Here is a 13965-nt window from a genome sequence, read left to right as displayed (position 1 = left end):
CAAGGTTTCAATATGCCCAAACGACTCATTAAACGCTGGATGCCCGATCAGCAAACCCTGAAAGAACACAAGCACCTGCGGCTGTTTGGCAAACTGCTGCTCGATGCCAACCTCTGGCACCTCAACCGGCGGTCAGCCGCCGGGGCTTTTGCGGTGGGCCTCTTCATGGCCTGGGTGCCGCTCCCCTGCCAGATGCTGCTGGCCGCCGGTGGCGCCATCCTGTGCCGGGTCAATCTGCCGCTCTCGGTGGCGCTGGTCTGGCTCTCCAACCCCTTTACCATGCCGCCCCTGCTCTATGGCGCCTATCTGGTGGGTTGCCAGCTGCTGGGACATTCAGCGCAGCAGATCGAGATTGAATTCACCTGGGAGTGGCTGGTCTCGGTACTGGGCACAGTGGCACCGCCGCTATTGCTGGGCTCGCTGATCCTGGCCCTGCTCAGTTCTCTTATCGGTTACACCCTGATCCGCACCTTCTGGCGGATCAGCACGGTGCGCCAGTGGCAAAAACGCAAGATGGCCCGCCCATGCTGAGTCGCTGGTTTGCCCGCTTCAAGCTCGATCCCGATACCCTGCGCCAGCAGAAGTGGTTTGCCCTGTTTGGTGAGCGACTGCTTGCCCCAGCCCTCTGGCAAGGGGGCACCCGCGCCCTGAGTGGCGCGGTGGCGGCCGGGATCTTCGCCTGCTGGTTCCCCATCCCGATGCACTCGCTTATCGCAGTCGGTCTGGCGCTGGCATTCAGCCTCAACCTGCCGCTGGCACTGCTGGCGGTCTGGTTCAACAATCCGCTGACCCTGCCATTCATGTATCTCTACGCCTATCGCACCGGCTGTCTGGTGCTGCACAAGACGCCGGAGCCTTTCCACCTCAGCTGGACCCTCCACTGGCTGGAGCAGGAGGCGGCCACCCTGGTGCCCCCCTTCCTGCTCGGCAGCCTGCTGCTGGCGGTACTCACCGCCCTGAGCGGCGGCGTCCTGACCGCGCTGCTGTTACAACTGCGCAAGCTGTGGCAAGGTGCCCGCCAACAGTGAGTCCCCCTTCCTATCGTTTGACGATCAGCCGTTGGCGATCAAAAAAGCCCGTCACCAAGGTGACGGGCTTTTTCATGGCATAGTGCCAGAGCGCAAGGTGATGCGATTACAGCACCTTGGCGATCGCCTCGCACAGGGGATCGATATTGGCGCGGGTAATTCCGGCCACGCTGATCCGGCCTGAGCCGACGATATAGATGGCAAATTCGCTCTTGAGGCGCTCCACCTGCTCCTTGGTGAGACCGGAGAAGGAGAACATGCCGTTCTGCTCGCGGATAAAGCTGAAATCCTGGCTCACGCCGAGGGCAGCCAGCTTCTCTACCAGCAGTTCGCGCATCTCGCGAATACGCACCCGCATGGCCGCAACTTCTTCGACCCACTCGGCATAGAGAGCCGGATCGCTCACCACGGCGGTGACCACAGCGGCGCCGTGTGACGGTGGGTTGGAGTAGTTGGCACGAATGACGGTCTTGACCTGGGTGAAGGCCACATCGGCGATCTCTTTGGTCGCGCTGACCAGCGTGAAGGCGCCGACCCGCTCGTTGTAGAGGCCGAAGTTCTTGGAGAAAGAGCTCGCCACCAGCAGCTCGTCATGGCACTCGGCGAAGATGCGCAGGCCTTCGGCATCCTCTTCAATACCACGGGCAAAACCCTGATAGGCGAAGTCAAACAGCGGCAACCAGCCGGCGGCAGCACTCTGCTTGGCCAGCGCGCGCCACTGATCGCTAGTGGGGTCGATACCGGTCGGGTTGTGGCAGCAGCCGTGCAGCAGCACCAGCTCACCCGGCTGCACTTCGGCCAGCGAGGCCTGCATGGCAGCAAAGTCGAGCCCCTTGGTGGCGGCGTCGTAGTACTTGTACCACTTGACGGTCAGGCCCGCGGCCTGGAATACGCTTACGTGGTTGGCCCAGGTGGGATCGGAGATCCAGATGGTTTTGGCCAGACCGTTGCGCACCACGAATTCGGCCGCGATACGCAGGGCACCGGTACCGCCCGGCGCTTGCGCGGTCTTGGCGCGGCCGCTGGCAACCAGCGCAGAGTGCTGCCCGAACAGCAGTTGCTGCACGATGCGGCCATATTCGATATTGCCTTCAATACCGAGGTAGTTCTTGGTCTTCTCGTCGGTCAGCAGCTTCTGCTCGGCTTTCTTGACGCAGTGAAGAATGGGGGTGGCACCGGACTCGTCCTTGTAGATCCCTACGCCCAGATTGATCTTGTGGCTGCGAGAGTCAGCGCGGAAGGCTTCGGTCAGGCCCAGGATCGGATCCGCTGGGGCGGCAACAACCTTTTCAAACATGGTTTTCCCTGTATTCCGTTGAGTTCGTTGGGTGGCAAAGCGGCTTGATAAACAAAAGCGCTCATCTGGCGAGCGCTTCGTCAACTCTTTATATCACCGCGTTCAATGGGGGAAAACCGCTTTTTTGGCTCGCTTTCAGACCAATTTCAACCAATGGCATGCCACGCTGGCGCCAGTGCGCACACCTCGGCCGACAAGCCACCATTGGACTCAACCAAACCGCTACAAACTGCTAACAATGGCTTGGGGATCCGGCTCGGTTCCCACGGCCTAGCCTCAGTCAAAGGCTGGGCATACGCGCTGAGGATGGGGGCCAGATCACGGGGCAACCACCAGCTGGCCGGACGACCCAGCCGCTGGGCCAGCGCCTGCAGCCGATCCACCCCGGCAGGGTCGAGAGCGGTGAGATGACTCCACAGCACATTGGGGGGCAAGGCGGCCACCACCTGCTGCAAGGCTAGAGGAGCCGATGGGGGGGCCCACACCAGCAAGGTGCCAATATCAAGGGGCATCTCGGCAAAGGCGCCGACGCTATCTGTGGTGATCACCCGCTCGATACTCCCCTCCCCCCACAGGATCTTGCCAAGACCCGCCAGGGTGCGCTCGGGTAGGGCCACCTCCCCCAGCGCCTGCAACCAGGGGACAACATCGATCAGGGTTCCGCCGCTGAAAAAGAGGCTGAACGGCTGGGCGGCGCGCAAGCGCAACAGCTGATCGGCACAGAGCCGGATCCCCTTGTCCTCGAAATCGATCTGCTCGTTGGGGGTGAAGTTCACCTCGCTCTTGCGATAGAGCGCCGCCAACACCCGTTCGTTGACCTGCTCCCCCAATTGCCAGCCCTGAGCATGCAACCACTCCTCGGGCTCGGGGGGCGCGGTGGCGATCTCGGCCAGCATCAGCTCGCGGGTGAGATAGCGCCGCCCGGCCGGGGTGAGCTCATAGCTGTGGCTGCCATGGGCGAGCAGCAGCTGGTTATCCTTGAGCAGGCCCACCAGCGGTTGCCACTGGCGGCCACGGATCACCACTGGTGAGTGACTCAGCAACTGCTGCGCCAACGCCCGCCATTCGGGGTGACTAAAGTCGATCAATTACAATCCATCCCTGTCAGTGCTCAATCGGATAAACAGCCTGAAAAGGTACCGTTACAGGCCGATGACGCCAAGCCTCCCGCGCCAATTACGTGACCTCGCTCCCTGCAATTTCCCCAAACAGAAGAGCCCACCGTGGGGCGGGCTCTTCCTTGGATAACACTCGATGCTTATTCGACGTTGAGACGCAGCTCGGCGTCGTGCCAACCCAGTGGCAGGGTCAGCAGCTGATCGATCAGCTCCCGGCGATCGGATTTCTCCAGATAGGCGAGATAGAGCGGACGGCTCAGCGGCTGGCCCCCCTCCACCAGATGGAGCGTCCCCTTTTCGAGGAAGGGGCTGACCATCCGCCGTGGCAGGTAGGCAGCACCACCGTTGGCCAGCACGAACTGCAACGCCATGCTGGCGGAGCTGGAGTGCAGCACCGGGGTCTTTTGCAGGCTCTGCAAACGGCTGGGTTGCGGCTCGAAGCTGGTGCCCCAGTCGAGGTGGATGTGCGGCATCTGCATCAGGTTGTCGGCATTGGCGGCCGGATCCCGGCTCACCAGCTCGAACACCAGCTCACCGATGGGATGCAGGGCAATCTCGTCGATCTTGGTGGGCTCGGAGAGCAGGGCCAGATCGAGGGAGCGCTCCAGCAACTGGCGGCAGAGGTGCTCGCGGGAGGCTGTTTCCAGCCGTACCGCCAAACCGGGCGCCAGCGCATAGATGTGATTGAGCCAGTCGTTGAAATCGAGCTCCCAGAACACCGCGGGCGCGCCGATGGCCAACTGCTGGCTGAATCCCGGTGAGAGCGCCACATCCTGCTTGGCGCGACCAAGGGTGTGCAAGATGGCGTCTGCATAGGGCAGCAGACGCTCACCGGAGGCGGTCAGGCGGATGTTGTTGCGATGACGGGCAAACAGACTGACACCCAGTTGCTGCTCTAGCTGGCGGATCCGGAAACTCACCGCCGACTGGGTCAGGTAGAGATTTTCAGCAGCCCGGCCAAAATGCCGGGTCTTGCTCACCTCGATAAAGGTCCGAAGCAGCTCGGTATCCATTAATCGATGGACTCGTCACTGCCACCGCCGCTGCCACCACCGACATCAAAGCTGCCGCCACCGCTGCTCTCTTCGCTGGCGCCGCCAACGACGGTGCAGAGGCGATGAACGCGCTTGGGACCGATCACCTTGAGGTATTTGAACCACACCTTGGCATGGGGGTTGGCACCGGCTTCGCCGGATTTGACCTGCTCGACGAAGGCGGACTCGACATCGTCACGGGGTGCCAGATTACCCTGGTAGAGTGCCAGCATGGCGGTACCATACTTTTCCAGACTGTCCGCTTCGGCCACAGTGAATTCGCCACTGCGACGCAGGCCACGGGGAAAATGTTTGAAGTCGTTGAAACGCTTGTCTGATTCGAAGCTCATAGTGCTCTTTTTTCTGGTTAGTTTGACCTTTGCGGGCAAGTATCATCAGGCCATCGCCGAGTGCAAAATCAATTTTCTCACTATGTTAATAAATATCTTTTATCGAAGTCACTTTGCCCCATAGCTGACGCCGATTTTGTGGCATAACACACAAAAAACGTTGATAAATAATAAACTTATGTAAACGTGCAGCCAATTTGCACGTCACTTTTTGGACTGTACAGGCAAAAATAAAGCGCCATACGGCGCTTTATTTATCACATCAGGTGAACCAGCTGAACCTATGGTTCAAACATGCTTACTCAATCATGGCCGGTTGGGCCAGGTTGTCGGCACGCCACAGACGGTAGCGCACTTCATACTCCTGCGGCACGTAAATCACGAACGGCAGTTTTGAGTTGTAGTTCACGAAGAAGCCCTGACCGTAGATCTGGACGAAGGTCTCTTTCTGCTGGTTATCCGGGCACATCATCAGGGTGCTGATGGGGTCAGAGACCTTGCCCAGTTTCAGGTAGTTGTAGCCCCAGCCTTTGACGCTGTGCTGTTCCAGGTTGCCTGCAAAACGCGGTACGTTGCAATCAACCATCATCTTTTTGCCGACCTGCAGCTCGACCATCATGTCGGCTTCTTTCTCGACTTCAGGCAGGCGGATCACCACACGTTCCTGATTCACGTCAGCGGCTGGGAACATGCTGATATCAAATTTTTTCGGCTCGGCGGCGAAGGCATGGCCACCCAGCAACAAGGCGCCCAGCAGGCTAAAACGCAATACGGTTTTCATCTGTACCTCATGGGGTTGGTTCAACGCCGCTAGACTAACCGCTCTGCCGATTTCATGCCAGCGATCTGCTACGTAAAAACTGCGTAAAATGATGCAGATCCGGCACACCATGACGTGATCTGGCTATTTTCTGACAGGGCGCACACTCCCGTTGCGGGAACCTGAAACAAAAAGCGAGGCCAATTAGCCTCGCTTTGCATTCAAATGGCGCCAGAGTGCTATTTAGCCGCCTCTTGATGGGCCTTGATGACGGCCACCGCCTTGTCGGGGAAGTCGCTGAACACCCCATCCACATCGGCCTGATAGAGGAAGATGTTAAGGAGATCGGTGAAGTCCTTGGCATAGGCCGGGATCTGCCCCTCATCCTGACGGAAGGTATAGGGGTGAACTTTCAGGCCCGCCGCGTGGGCTTCTTTTACCATACCGGTGAAGACCGGTTTGCCCAAAGTGCCCGGCTCGGTGACGATCATCGGCTTCCACGGGCCAATCCCTTCGGCATAGCTGGCGATGGTTTTCATCGCCCCCGGCTTGAACATCCAGTCATAGTTGTAGGGGGTCGCCTTGCCCTTGGCGTCGTAGACCATGGTCTCGTTCCAGTCGGTCTCGGCCATCAGCTGCACCAGTTTCAGATCCATACCCATGGCGGGCATCAGTTCGCTGTTGATGCGCTTGAGTTCATCGGCATCGAAGCACTGCAGATAGACCTTGTCGTCCTTCCCGGTGTAGCCGTACTCCTTGAGCACCTTCAGCACTGCTTTGGAGATATCCTTGCCTTCGTGACGGAACAGCCAGGGCGCTTTGATCTCCGGATAGATCCCGATGTTCTTGCCGGTGCTCTTGTTAAGCCCCTGGATCATCTCGATCTCCTCCTGGAAGGTGTGGATCTTGAAGTCTGACTTCCACAGCGGGAAGCGGGCCGGATAGACCGGCACCTGCTTGCCATCCACCAGCTGGAATGGCTCGGTCATACGCAGGGAACGCACCTCATCCAGAGTGAAATCCACTACATAATAACGACCGTCCGGACGGGCACGACCAGGGAAGCGCGCTGCCACATCGGTGATACCATCGAGGAAGTGATCGTGCATCACCACCAGCTGGTCATCCTTGGTCATCACCAGATCCTGCTCCAGATAGTCGGCCCCCATGCCATAGGCCAGCGCCTTGGACTCCAGGGTATGCTCGGGCAGGTAGCCGGAAGCGCCACGGTGGGCGATCACCACCTTGCCTTCATCGGCAGCCAACACGGGTAATGAGAGGGATGCCCCAAGGCTCAAGGCGATGAGGGAAACGGCGAGTTTTTTCATATGTGATGCTCTTTATTATTGTGTGTAGGTAATTGTTCTATCAGAGGTTTGTTGCATATTTACGGTGGAAAGCGGTGGGCAGCAGCGCACTGCCCACCGTCACACATCAGCTCGCCTTGCGCAGAGCCAGATGGTATTGGTCGAGCCAGATCTGCAACATCTGCTGCTCTGACTCGTTCAGGCGCAGCCCCAGCTTGCTGCGGCGCCAGAGGATATCGTCCAGTGAACAGGCCCACTCCCGCTCGATGAGATAACGCACTTCCGACTCGTACAGGCCACCACCGAAGTGAATGCCGCGATCCTCTTTCAGCCAGAGACGGGCATGGGCGCCATAGGCCTCGGCAATGCGCAGGGCGCTGCGATCATCGAGCCAGTCAAACTCCAGTGCAAAAGCGCGGGCCAGCTCGCGAACCGAGCAGTCAAACTCGCCACCTGGCAGCCGGCTGGTCGCCGTCCAGTCATCCCCCATCTGGCTAAACCAGGGCTTGAGCTTGTTGCAGGCGGCCTGCGCCAGCTTGCGATAGGTGGTGAGCTTGCCGCCAAACACCGACAAGAGCGGCGCACCGTCAGACTCGCCAGAAAGTTCGAGGGTGTAGTCGCGGGTCACCGCCTGCGGTGAATCTGACTCGTCGTCACAGAGCGGGCGCACCCCGGCATAGGTCCAGATCACATCTTTCGGCGCAATTTGGCGAGTGAAGTGGGCGTTGACCACCTTGCACAGGTAATTGATCTCGGCCTCGCTGATCTTCGCTTCCCGCGGGCTGCCGTGGTGCTCCACATCCGTGGTGCCGATGAGGGAGTAGTCCTGCTGATAAGGGATGACGAAGACGATACGGTTGTCCTCGTTTTGCAGGATATAGGCCTCTTCGCGCTCATGGATGCGCGGCACTATCATGTGGCTGCCTTTAATAAGGCGAATGCCGCGGGGGGATTTCTCGTGCAGGCTCTCGTCATAGAAGGTCTTGACCCAGGGGCCCGCTGCATTGACCAGACCACGGCAGGTGACGGTGAACAGCTCGCCCCCTTCCCGCTCCAAAGTGAGCGTCCAGTGTTTGGAACCGCGCACCGCCTTGATGCAACGGGTGCGGGTCTGCACGTCGGCCCCCTTGTCACGGGCCATCATGGCGTTGAGTACCACCAGCCGGGCGTCGTCGACCCAGGCGTCCGAGTATTCAAACCCCTTATTGATCCCTGCGGTCAAGCCATCTTGCGGCAGGAAGCGCACGCCACAGCTCCCCTTGAGCTTGTCGCGCTTGGCCAGATTGTCATAGAGGAACAGACCGGCACGGATCATCCAGGCCGGACGCAGGTGTGGACGGTGCGGCAGGCGAAAACGCATGGGACGCGCGATGTGGGGCGCCATACCGAGCAGCACCTCACGCTCCGCCAACGCCTCTTTCACCAGCCGGAATTCGTAATGTTCGAGATAGCGCAAACCGCCGTGGATCAGCTTGCTGGAGTTGGACGAGGTGGCAGAGGCGAGATCTTGCGCCTCAAACAGGGCAACCTTCAGACCCCGTCCTGCCGCATCGGCTGCGATGCCGACCCCGTTGATGCCGCCACCGACGACGACCAGATCATAATGTTCGCTCATGTTCACCTACTTTCATTTTTATGATTGCTATAACAGCAATGTTTGATTTCGCTCATTTTAGAACATGAAAATACAACAAACGAACATTTTATGATGAAAGTGTGATCGCCACAGCCCGCCAGAGGTGGCAAAGGGGACAGGTCAGCGTAGCAAATGGCGTCGGGCCAAAACCGGCGGGTTAATAGCCAAAAAAACCTGATTGAATAGTGGTTTTGGCAATACCCATAAAGGGGTGAGATGAGTGCGGGACTGGGGGAGAGAAAGATAAAGGAGGCCGCCCTGACGGGCGACCGGCACAGCCTTGGCGTGTTTCGCCGTTAGCAGATGTGGCAGGCGATCTGGTGTTGCGCCATCAATCGCGTCAGCTTTTCCGGTGGCTCCTGATCGGTAAAGAGGGCGTGGATCTGGCTGAGATTGCCCAGATTGACCATGGCGTTGCGACCGAACTTGGTGTGGTCGGCGGCCAGGAACACCTGACGGGAGTGAGCGATGATGGCCTGGGCAATCTTCACCTCGTGATAGTCGAAATCGAGCAGGGAGCCGTCGTTATCGATCCCCGAAATCCCGATGACGCCATAGTCCATGCGAAACTGACCGATAAAGTCGCGGGTCGCCTCCCCCACGATGCCGCCATCGCGGTTGCGGATCTCGCCACCGGCAATGATGACGGTGAAGTCATCCTTGGCCGTCAGGATGCTGGCCACGTTGAGGTTGTTGGTGACGATGCGCAGCTCACGGTGATCGAGCAGGGCGCGGGCAATGGCTTCGGTGGTGGTACCTATGTCGATAAAGAGCGATGAGCCGTCGGGAATATTGGCCGCGACCTCGCGGGCGATGCGCTCTTTCTCCTTGAGTTGCATCACTTTACGGGCGCTGTAGGCGGTATTGACGGTACTCGAATGCAGGGAGGCACCGCCATGATGGCGCCGGATCTTGTTCTGTTCGGCGAGATCGTTCAGATCCCGGCGAATGGTCTGGGGGCTGACGTCAAAGTGGGTCACCAGATCGTCGGTCGAGACAAATCCCTGCCGCGTCAGGACGTCCAGGATCTCCAGATGTCGTTGGGTTTGCTTCACGCTTGCACTCCGATGATGAGACAAAAAAAGGCCCCGGCAGATGCGGGGCCTTTTGGCAGTTTACCTGATCCCCTTTGGGATCAATAAGCTGAGGATCACGTTTTATGCCTTATGGGCAGCCGCTTTCTTGGCCGCAACGGCAATGTTCTCATGCTTGAGGGTCATCGCCAGCAGGATGATGGAGAGCACGCAGGAGACGGTCAGCACCATGAAGCCGCCATCCCAACCGAAGTGGTCAACGGTATAACCCAGCATGGCGTTGGCTGCCACGGCGCCGCCCAGATAACCGAACAGACCGGTGAAACCTGCCGCAGTACCGGCTGCTTTCTTCGGTGCCAGCTCAAGAGCATAGAGGCCAATCAGCATGACAGGGCCGTAGATCAGGAAGCCGATTGCCACCAGCGCCATCATGTCGATGGTCGGGTTGCCGGCCGGGTTGAACCAGTAAACCAGTACAGCCAGGGTCACCAACACCATGAACAGGATACCGGCCGGTGCACGGCGGCCCTGGAACATCTTGTCAGAGATCCAGCCACACAGCAGGGTGCCCGGAATACCGGCCCACTCGTAGAGGAAGTAAGCCCAAGAGGAGTTGTCGACGGTGAAGTGCTTGGCCTCTTTCAGGTAGGTTGGCGCCCAGTCCAGCACACCGTAACGAATGAGGTAAACGAAAGCGTTGGCGATCGCGATGTACCACAGCAGTTTGTTGTGCAGCACGTACTTGACGAAGATCTCCTTGGCGGAAAACTCCTGCTCGTGGCTCTCGTTGTAATCCTTCGGATAGTCGTTCTTGTACTCCTCGATGGGAGGCAGACCGACCGATTGCGGGGTATCACGCATCACGAAGAAGGCGATCACCGCGATGGCGGCCGCCGCTGCCGCAGGCACATAGAAGGCGCTGCGCCAGTCGTTGAACCAGCCCATCCCGAGGATAAACAGCGGGCCAATCATGCCGCCACCCACGTTGTGCGCCACGTTCCAGACCGCAACCACTTCGCCGCGCTCTTTCTGTGACCACCAGTGCACCATGGTGCGACCGCAGGGCGGCCAGCCCATGCCCTGTGCCCAACCGTTCAGGAACAACAGCACAAACATGATGGCAATGCTGGAAGTGGCCCAGTGCATGGTACCCATCATGAACATGATGGCAGCCGAGAGCAGCAGACCGGCGGAGAGGAAGTAACGGGCGTTGGAACGGTCAGAGACGTTCCCCATCAGGAACTTGGACAAACCGTAAGCGATGGAGACCCCGGAGAGCGCGAAACCGAGATCACCACGGGAGAAGCCCTGCTCGATCAGATAGGGCATCGCCAGACTGAAGTTTTTCCGTACCAGATAGTAGCCGGCGTAACCGAAGAAGATCCCGAAAAACACCTGCCAACGCATGCGTTTGTAGAAGGGGTCGACCTTGTCAGCCGGGAGCCTGTCGATGTGCGCCGCAGGCCTGAAGAGACTAAGCATGTTCTGCTTCCTTATTGTTGTTATGGGCGGTTGAGGATGCCCTGACCATTCCGACGAATCATGTGAGTCCGCTGATTCGTAAGCGAGCCTATTGTGCTCATATGCGCTCATTTAATCTGTGATGCATGCTCAAATATTGCAGTTTTATTACAAATAAAAGCTCCAAATGAGAAATCGCTCAGCAAGCGCCAGCCCTTGTGTGGCAAGGGTCGCAAGCTACCCCCTAAGTGGTAACCGGCGGTTATCAAGATGCTTTACGTCACATTTTCTTAGCAATGAGTGGGATCTTGTCCACATTTCCTATGGAGGGGGGATGGTGAAATTATTGGGAAGGGTTATTTTCTGTCACGACCGATAACGAGCGCAAACGAGCATAACGTTTGCGCAAGACGCAAAAACAACAAGGAAACGTTTTCGGCAGCAACGGATAGACACAAAAAGATAAAACGGAACATCAAACCTCTACGGGTGGATATAAGGAACAAAAGTATGAGCATACAAAGACCCAATACCCTGCTTGGCGAGTGCATCGCCGAGTTTATCGGAACCGGCCTGCTGATATTTTTCGGCGTCGGATGTGTGGCGGCACTGGTGCTGGCAGGCGCCAACTTCGGGCAGTGGGAAATCTCCATTACCTGGGGTCTGGGTGTGGCCATCGCCATCTATGTGACCGGCGGCATTTCAGGTGCTCACCTGAACCCGGCTGTAACCCTGGCGCTGATGACCTTCTGCGGTTTCGACAAGCGCAAAGTGGTACCCTACATCATCGCCCAGATGGCCGGTGCCTTCTGCTTCGCAGCCCTTGTCTACTTCCTTTATGGTAACCTTTTCACCCAGTGGGAAGTGACCCATAACGTGGTGCGCGGCAGCGTCGAGAGCCTCGGCACCGCCGGGATCTTCTCCACCTACCCCAATGCCCTGCTGACCAATATGCAAGCTTTTGCCGTCGAGCTGGTGATCACCGCCGTCCTGATGCTGGGCATCATGGCGCTGGGTGACAACAACAACGGCGCTCCCAAAGGTTTCGCAGCCGCTCTGCTGATCGGTATCCTGATCGCGGTGATCGGCGCCTCCCTTGGCCCGTTAACCGGTTTTGCCATGAACCCGGCTCGTGACTTTGGTCCGAAACTGTTCGCGTTCTTTGCTGGCTGGGGTGATGTTGCCCTGACCGGTGGTCGTGACAACCCCTACTTCTGGGTTCCGATCCTTGGCCCCATCGTTGGCGCCCAGATTGGTACCGCTCTGTATGTCAAAGTGCTGGCTCCCTGCGTCCCGGGCAACCGTGTCGTCACCACCGAGCAAGCGACCCAAACCGCCAAAGAAGAGGCTGCCGCATAAGAGCGGCCCCCTCCAACGTATAAAAACGTGGAAAATAGAAACGTGGAGAACATCATGTCTGCTGAAAAGAAATATGTCGTCGCTCTGGACCAGGGAACCACCTCTTCCCGCGCCATCGTGTTTGATCAGGATGCCAACATTGTCGGTACCTCCCAGCGCGAATTCACCCAGCACTACCCGAAAGCGGGCTGGGTAGAGCACGACCCGATGGAGATCTGGGCGACCCAATCCTCCGTCTTTACCGAAGTGCTGGCCAAGACCGGCCTGCGCAGCGAAGAGATCGCCGCCATCGGTATCACCAACCAGCGTGAAACCACAGTGGTATGGGAAAAGGCCACCGGCAAGCCCATCTACAACGCCATCGTCTGGCAGTGCCGCCGCACCGCCGCCATCTGCGAAGAGCTCAAAGCTCGCGGTCTGGAAGAGTACGTTCGCGAGAACACAGGTCTGGTGCTGGATGCCTACTTCTCCGGTACCAAGGTGAAGTGGATCCTCGACAACGTGGAAGGTGCCCGCGAGAAGGCGATGAACGGCGAACTGCTGTTCGGCACCATCGATACTTGGCTGGTCTGGAAGATGACCAATGGCGAAGTTCACGTCACTGACCCGACCAACGCCTCCCGTACCATGCTCTACAACATCCGCGAGCTGAAGTGGGACGAGAAGATGCTGGACGAGCTGGGCATCCCCATGTCCATGCTGCCGGAAGTGAAACCCTCTTCCGAAGTGTACGGCTACACCACCCGTGGCGGCGGCTCCCGCATCCCCATCGCCGGTATTGCCGGTGACCAGCAGTCTGCCCTGTTCGGCCAGCTCTGCTTTGAAAAAGGGATGGCCAAAAACACCTACGGCACCGGCTGCTTCATGCTGATGAACACCGGCACCGAGCCGGTTCGCTCCAGCAACGGCCTGCTGACTACCGTTGCCATCGGCCCGAAAGGGGAAGTGAACTACGCGCTGGAAGGTGCAGTGTTTATGGGCGGCGCCACCATCCAGTGGCTGCGTGACGAGCTGAAGATCATCCACGATGCCCGCGACACCGACTACTTCGCCTCCAAGGTGGGCGATACCAACGGCGTCTATCTGGTACCGGCCTTCGTTGGTCTGGGCGCGCCCTACTGGGATCCGTATGCTCGCGGCACCATGGTTGGTCTGACCCGTGGTGCCAACCGCAACCACATCATCCGTGCTGCGCTAGAATCCATCGCCTATCAGAGCCGCGACGTGCTGGATGCGATGCAGCAGGACTCCGGCATCAAGCTGGCAGCCCTGAAAGTAGACGGTGGTGCTGTGGCTAACGACTTCCTGATGCAGTTCCAGGCTGACATGATGCACACCCCGGTGGTACGTCCGACCCGTATCGAGACCACCGCCATGGGTGCCGCCTTCCTGGCAGGTCTGGCCGTCGGCTTCTGGAAAAGCTCGGACGAGCTGGAAGACAAGTTCAGCGTGGACCGCGAGTTCATCCCGCAGATGGACAGAGACGATCGCGCCAAACGTTACAGCGGCTGGCAAAAAGCGGTTGAACGTTCACGCCGTTGGGCTGAAGAGGATTGATCGGGCACCCGACATTCCGTTGAG

13 protein-coding genes are annotated in these 13965 nt (G+C 58.7%); 4 read left to right on the top strand and 9 right to left on the bottom strand.

Features of this window, described 5'->3' with window-relative positions; all coding sequences use genetic code 11:
• Nucleotides 1-12 precede the first annotated feature (12 nt).
• Entirely contained in the window at nucleotides 13-531 is a 519-nt protein-coding gene (locus tag AB5Y73_RS07000; RefSeq protein WP_005350890.1) for a DUF2062 domain-containing protein, read from the top strand.
• Nucleotides 525-1028 carry a DUF2062 domain-containing protein gene (locus AB5Y73_RS06995; RefSeq protein ID WP_107682359.1) on the top strand — a complete coding sequence of 168 codons (504 nt, stop codon included), beginning with the start codon at nucleotides 525-527 and terminating at the stop codon, nucleotides 1026-1028. Before AB5Y73_RS07000 ends, AB5Y73_RS06995 begins: the two co-directional genes overlap by 7 nt.
• 106 nt (nucleotides 1029-1134) lie before the next feature.
• On the opposite strand, the gene AB5Y73_RS06990 is transcribed toward AB5Y73_RS06995, so the two are convergent.
• From AB5Y73_RS06990 to glpT, 9 genes are all read right to left on the bottom strand, one after another.
• On the bottom strand, nucleotides 1135-2325 hold the full coding sequence (locus AB5Y73_RS06990) for an amino acid aminotransferase (protein ID WP_019446765.1): 1191 nt from the start codon (nucleotides 2323-2325) through the stop codon (nucleotides 1135-1137).
• 146 nt (nucleotides 2326-2471) lie between these two features.
• On the bottom strand, nucleotides 2472-3413 hold the full coding sequence (locus AB5Y73_RS06985) for a hypothetical protein (protein ID WP_279499259.1): 942 nt from the start codon (nucleotides 3411-3413) through the stop codon (nucleotides 2472-2474).
• A gap of 170 nt (nucleotides 3414-3583) precedes the next feature.
• Nucleotides 3584-4456 carry an HTH-type transcriptional regulator HdfR gene (gene hdfR, locus AB5Y73_RS06980; RefSeq protein WP_040067774.1) on the bottom strand — a complete coding sequence of 291 codons (873 nt, stop codon included), beginning with the start codon at nucleotides 4454-4456 and terminating at the stop codon, nucleotides 3584-3586.
• A complete protein-coding gene (locus AB5Y73_RS06975; protein WP_005350885.1) occupies nucleotides 4456-4827 on the bottom strand; it encodes a DUF413 domain-containing protein in 372 nt (123 codons plus the stop codon). Before AB5Y73_RS06975 ends, hdfR begins: the two co-directional genes overlap by 1 nt.
• Before the next feature lie 298 nt (nucleotides 4828-5125).
• Nucleotides 5126-5608 carry a serine protease inhibitor ecotin gene (eco, locus tag AB5Y73_RS06970; RefSeq protein WP_005337529.1) on the bottom strand — a complete coding sequence of 161 codons (483 nt, stop codon included), beginning with the start codon at nucleotides 5606-5608 and terminating at the stop codon, nucleotides 5126-5128.
• A gap of 218 nt (nucleotides 5609-5826) precedes the next feature.
• On the bottom strand, nucleotides 5827-6915 hold the full coding sequence (glpQ, locus tag AB5Y73_RS06965) for a glycerophosphodiester phosphodiesterase (RefSeq protein ID WP_005337531.1): 1089 nt from the start codon (nucleotides 6913-6915) through the stop codon (nucleotides 5827-5829).
• Between the two features lie 106 nt (nucleotides 6916-7021).
• Nucleotides 7022-8509 carry a glycerol-3-phosphate dehydrogenase gene (gene glpD, locus AB5Y73_RS06960; RefSeq protein WP_118854013.1) on the bottom strand — a complete coding sequence of 496 codons (1488 nt, stop codon included), beginning with the start codon at nucleotides 8507-8509 and terminating at the stop codon, nucleotides 7022-7024.
• A gap of 317 nt (nucleotides 8510-8826) precedes the next feature.
• Complete coding sequence (locus AB5Y73_RS06955) at nucleotides 8827-9585, bottom strand: DeoR/GlpR family transcriptional regulator (RefSeq protein WP_005347045.1); 759 nt, start codon at nucleotides 9583-9585, stop codon at nucleotides 8827-8829.
• A 102-nt stretch (nucleotides 9586-9687) separates the two neighbouring features.
• Nucleotides 9688-11046: a glycerol-3-phosphate transporter gene (gene glpT / locus AB5Y73_RS06950; protein WP_005337540.1), complete on the bottom strand. Its 1359-nt coding sequence runs from the start codon at nucleotides 11044-11046 to the stop codon at nucleotides 9688-9690.
• Between the two features lie 489 nt (nucleotides 11047-11535).
• Here glpT and AB5Y73_RS06945 point away from each other — a divergent pair, with 489 nt between their 5' ends.
• Nucleotides 11536-12384: an MIP/aquaporin family protein gene (locus tag AB5Y73_RS06945; protein ID WP_005350866.1), complete on the top strand. Its 849-nt coding sequence runs from the start codon at nucleotides 11536-11538 to the stop codon at nucleotides 12382-12384.
• Between the two features lie 54 nt (nucleotides 12385-12438).
• The gene (glpK, locus tag AB5Y73_RS06940; RefSeq protein WP_005337546.1) at nucleotides 12439-13941 is read left to right on the top strand and encodes a glycerol kinase GlpK; all 1503 of its coding nucleotides are present in this window, start codon (nucleotides 12439-12441) and stop codon (nucleotides 13939-13941) included.
• Nucleotides 13942-13965 lie beyond the last annotated feature (24 nt).

Origin of the sequence: Aeromonas sp. s7(2024), assembly GCF_040907825.1 — a bacterium.
In the GTDB taxonomy this organism is placed as follows: domain Bacteria; phylum Pseudomonadota; class Gammaproteobacteria; order Enterobacterales; family Aeromonadaceae; genus Aeromonas; species Aeromonas veronii.
Note: the sequence above shows the minus strand (reverse complement) of the source record. Positions and strands in the feature narration are given on the sequence as shown.

What these genes read in the sequence shown, in the direction of transcription:
- AB5Y73_RS06990 (WP_019446765.1), bottom strand. Translation starts at nt 2,325, where the DNA reads ATGTTTGAAAAGGTTGTTGCCGCCCCAGCGGATCCGATCCTGGGCCTG.
- AB5Y73_RS06945 (WP_005350866.1), top strand. Translation starts at nt 11,536, where the DNA reads ATGAGCATACAAAGACCCAATACCCTGCTTGGCGAGTGCATCGCCGAG.
- glpK (WP_005337546.1), top strand. Translation starts at nt 12,439, where the DNA reads ATGTCTGCTGAAAAGAAATATGTCGTCGCTCTGGACCAGGGAACCACC.
- AB5Y73_RS06975 (WP_005350885.1), bottom strand. Translation starts at nt 4,827, where the DNA reads ATGAGCTTCGAATCAGACAAGCGTTTCAACGACTTCAAACATTTTCCC.
- hdfR (WP_040067774.1), bottom strand. Translation starts at nt 4,456, where the DNA reads ATGGATACCGAGCTGCTTCGGACCTTTATCGAGGTGAGCAAGACCCGG.
- AB5Y73_RS06995 (WP_107682359.1), top strand. Translation starts at nt 525, where the DNA reads ATGCTGAGTCGCTGGTTTGCCCGCTTCAAGCTCGATCCCGATACCCTG.
- AB5Y73_RS07000 (WP_005350890.1), top strand. Translation starts at nt 13, where the DNA reads ATGCCCAAACGACTCATTAAACGCTGGATGCCCGATCAGCAAACCCTG.
- glpQ (WP_005337531.1), bottom strand. Translation starts at nt 6,915, where the DNA reads ATGAAAAAACTCGCCGTTTCCCTCATCGCCTTGAGCCTTGGGGCATCC.
- glpD (WP_118854013.1), bottom strand. Translation starts at nt 8,509, where the DNA reads ATGAGCGAACATTATGATCTGGTCGTCGTCGGTGGCGGCATCAACGGG.
- eco (WP_005337529.1), bottom strand. Translation starts at nt 5,608, where the DNA reads ATGAAAACCGTATTGCGTTTTAGCCTGCTGGGCGCCTTGTTGCTGGGT.
- glpT (WP_005337540.1), bottom strand. Translation starts at nt 11,046, where the DNA reads ATGCTTAGTCTCTTCAGGCCTGCGGCGCACATCGACAGGCTCCCGGCT.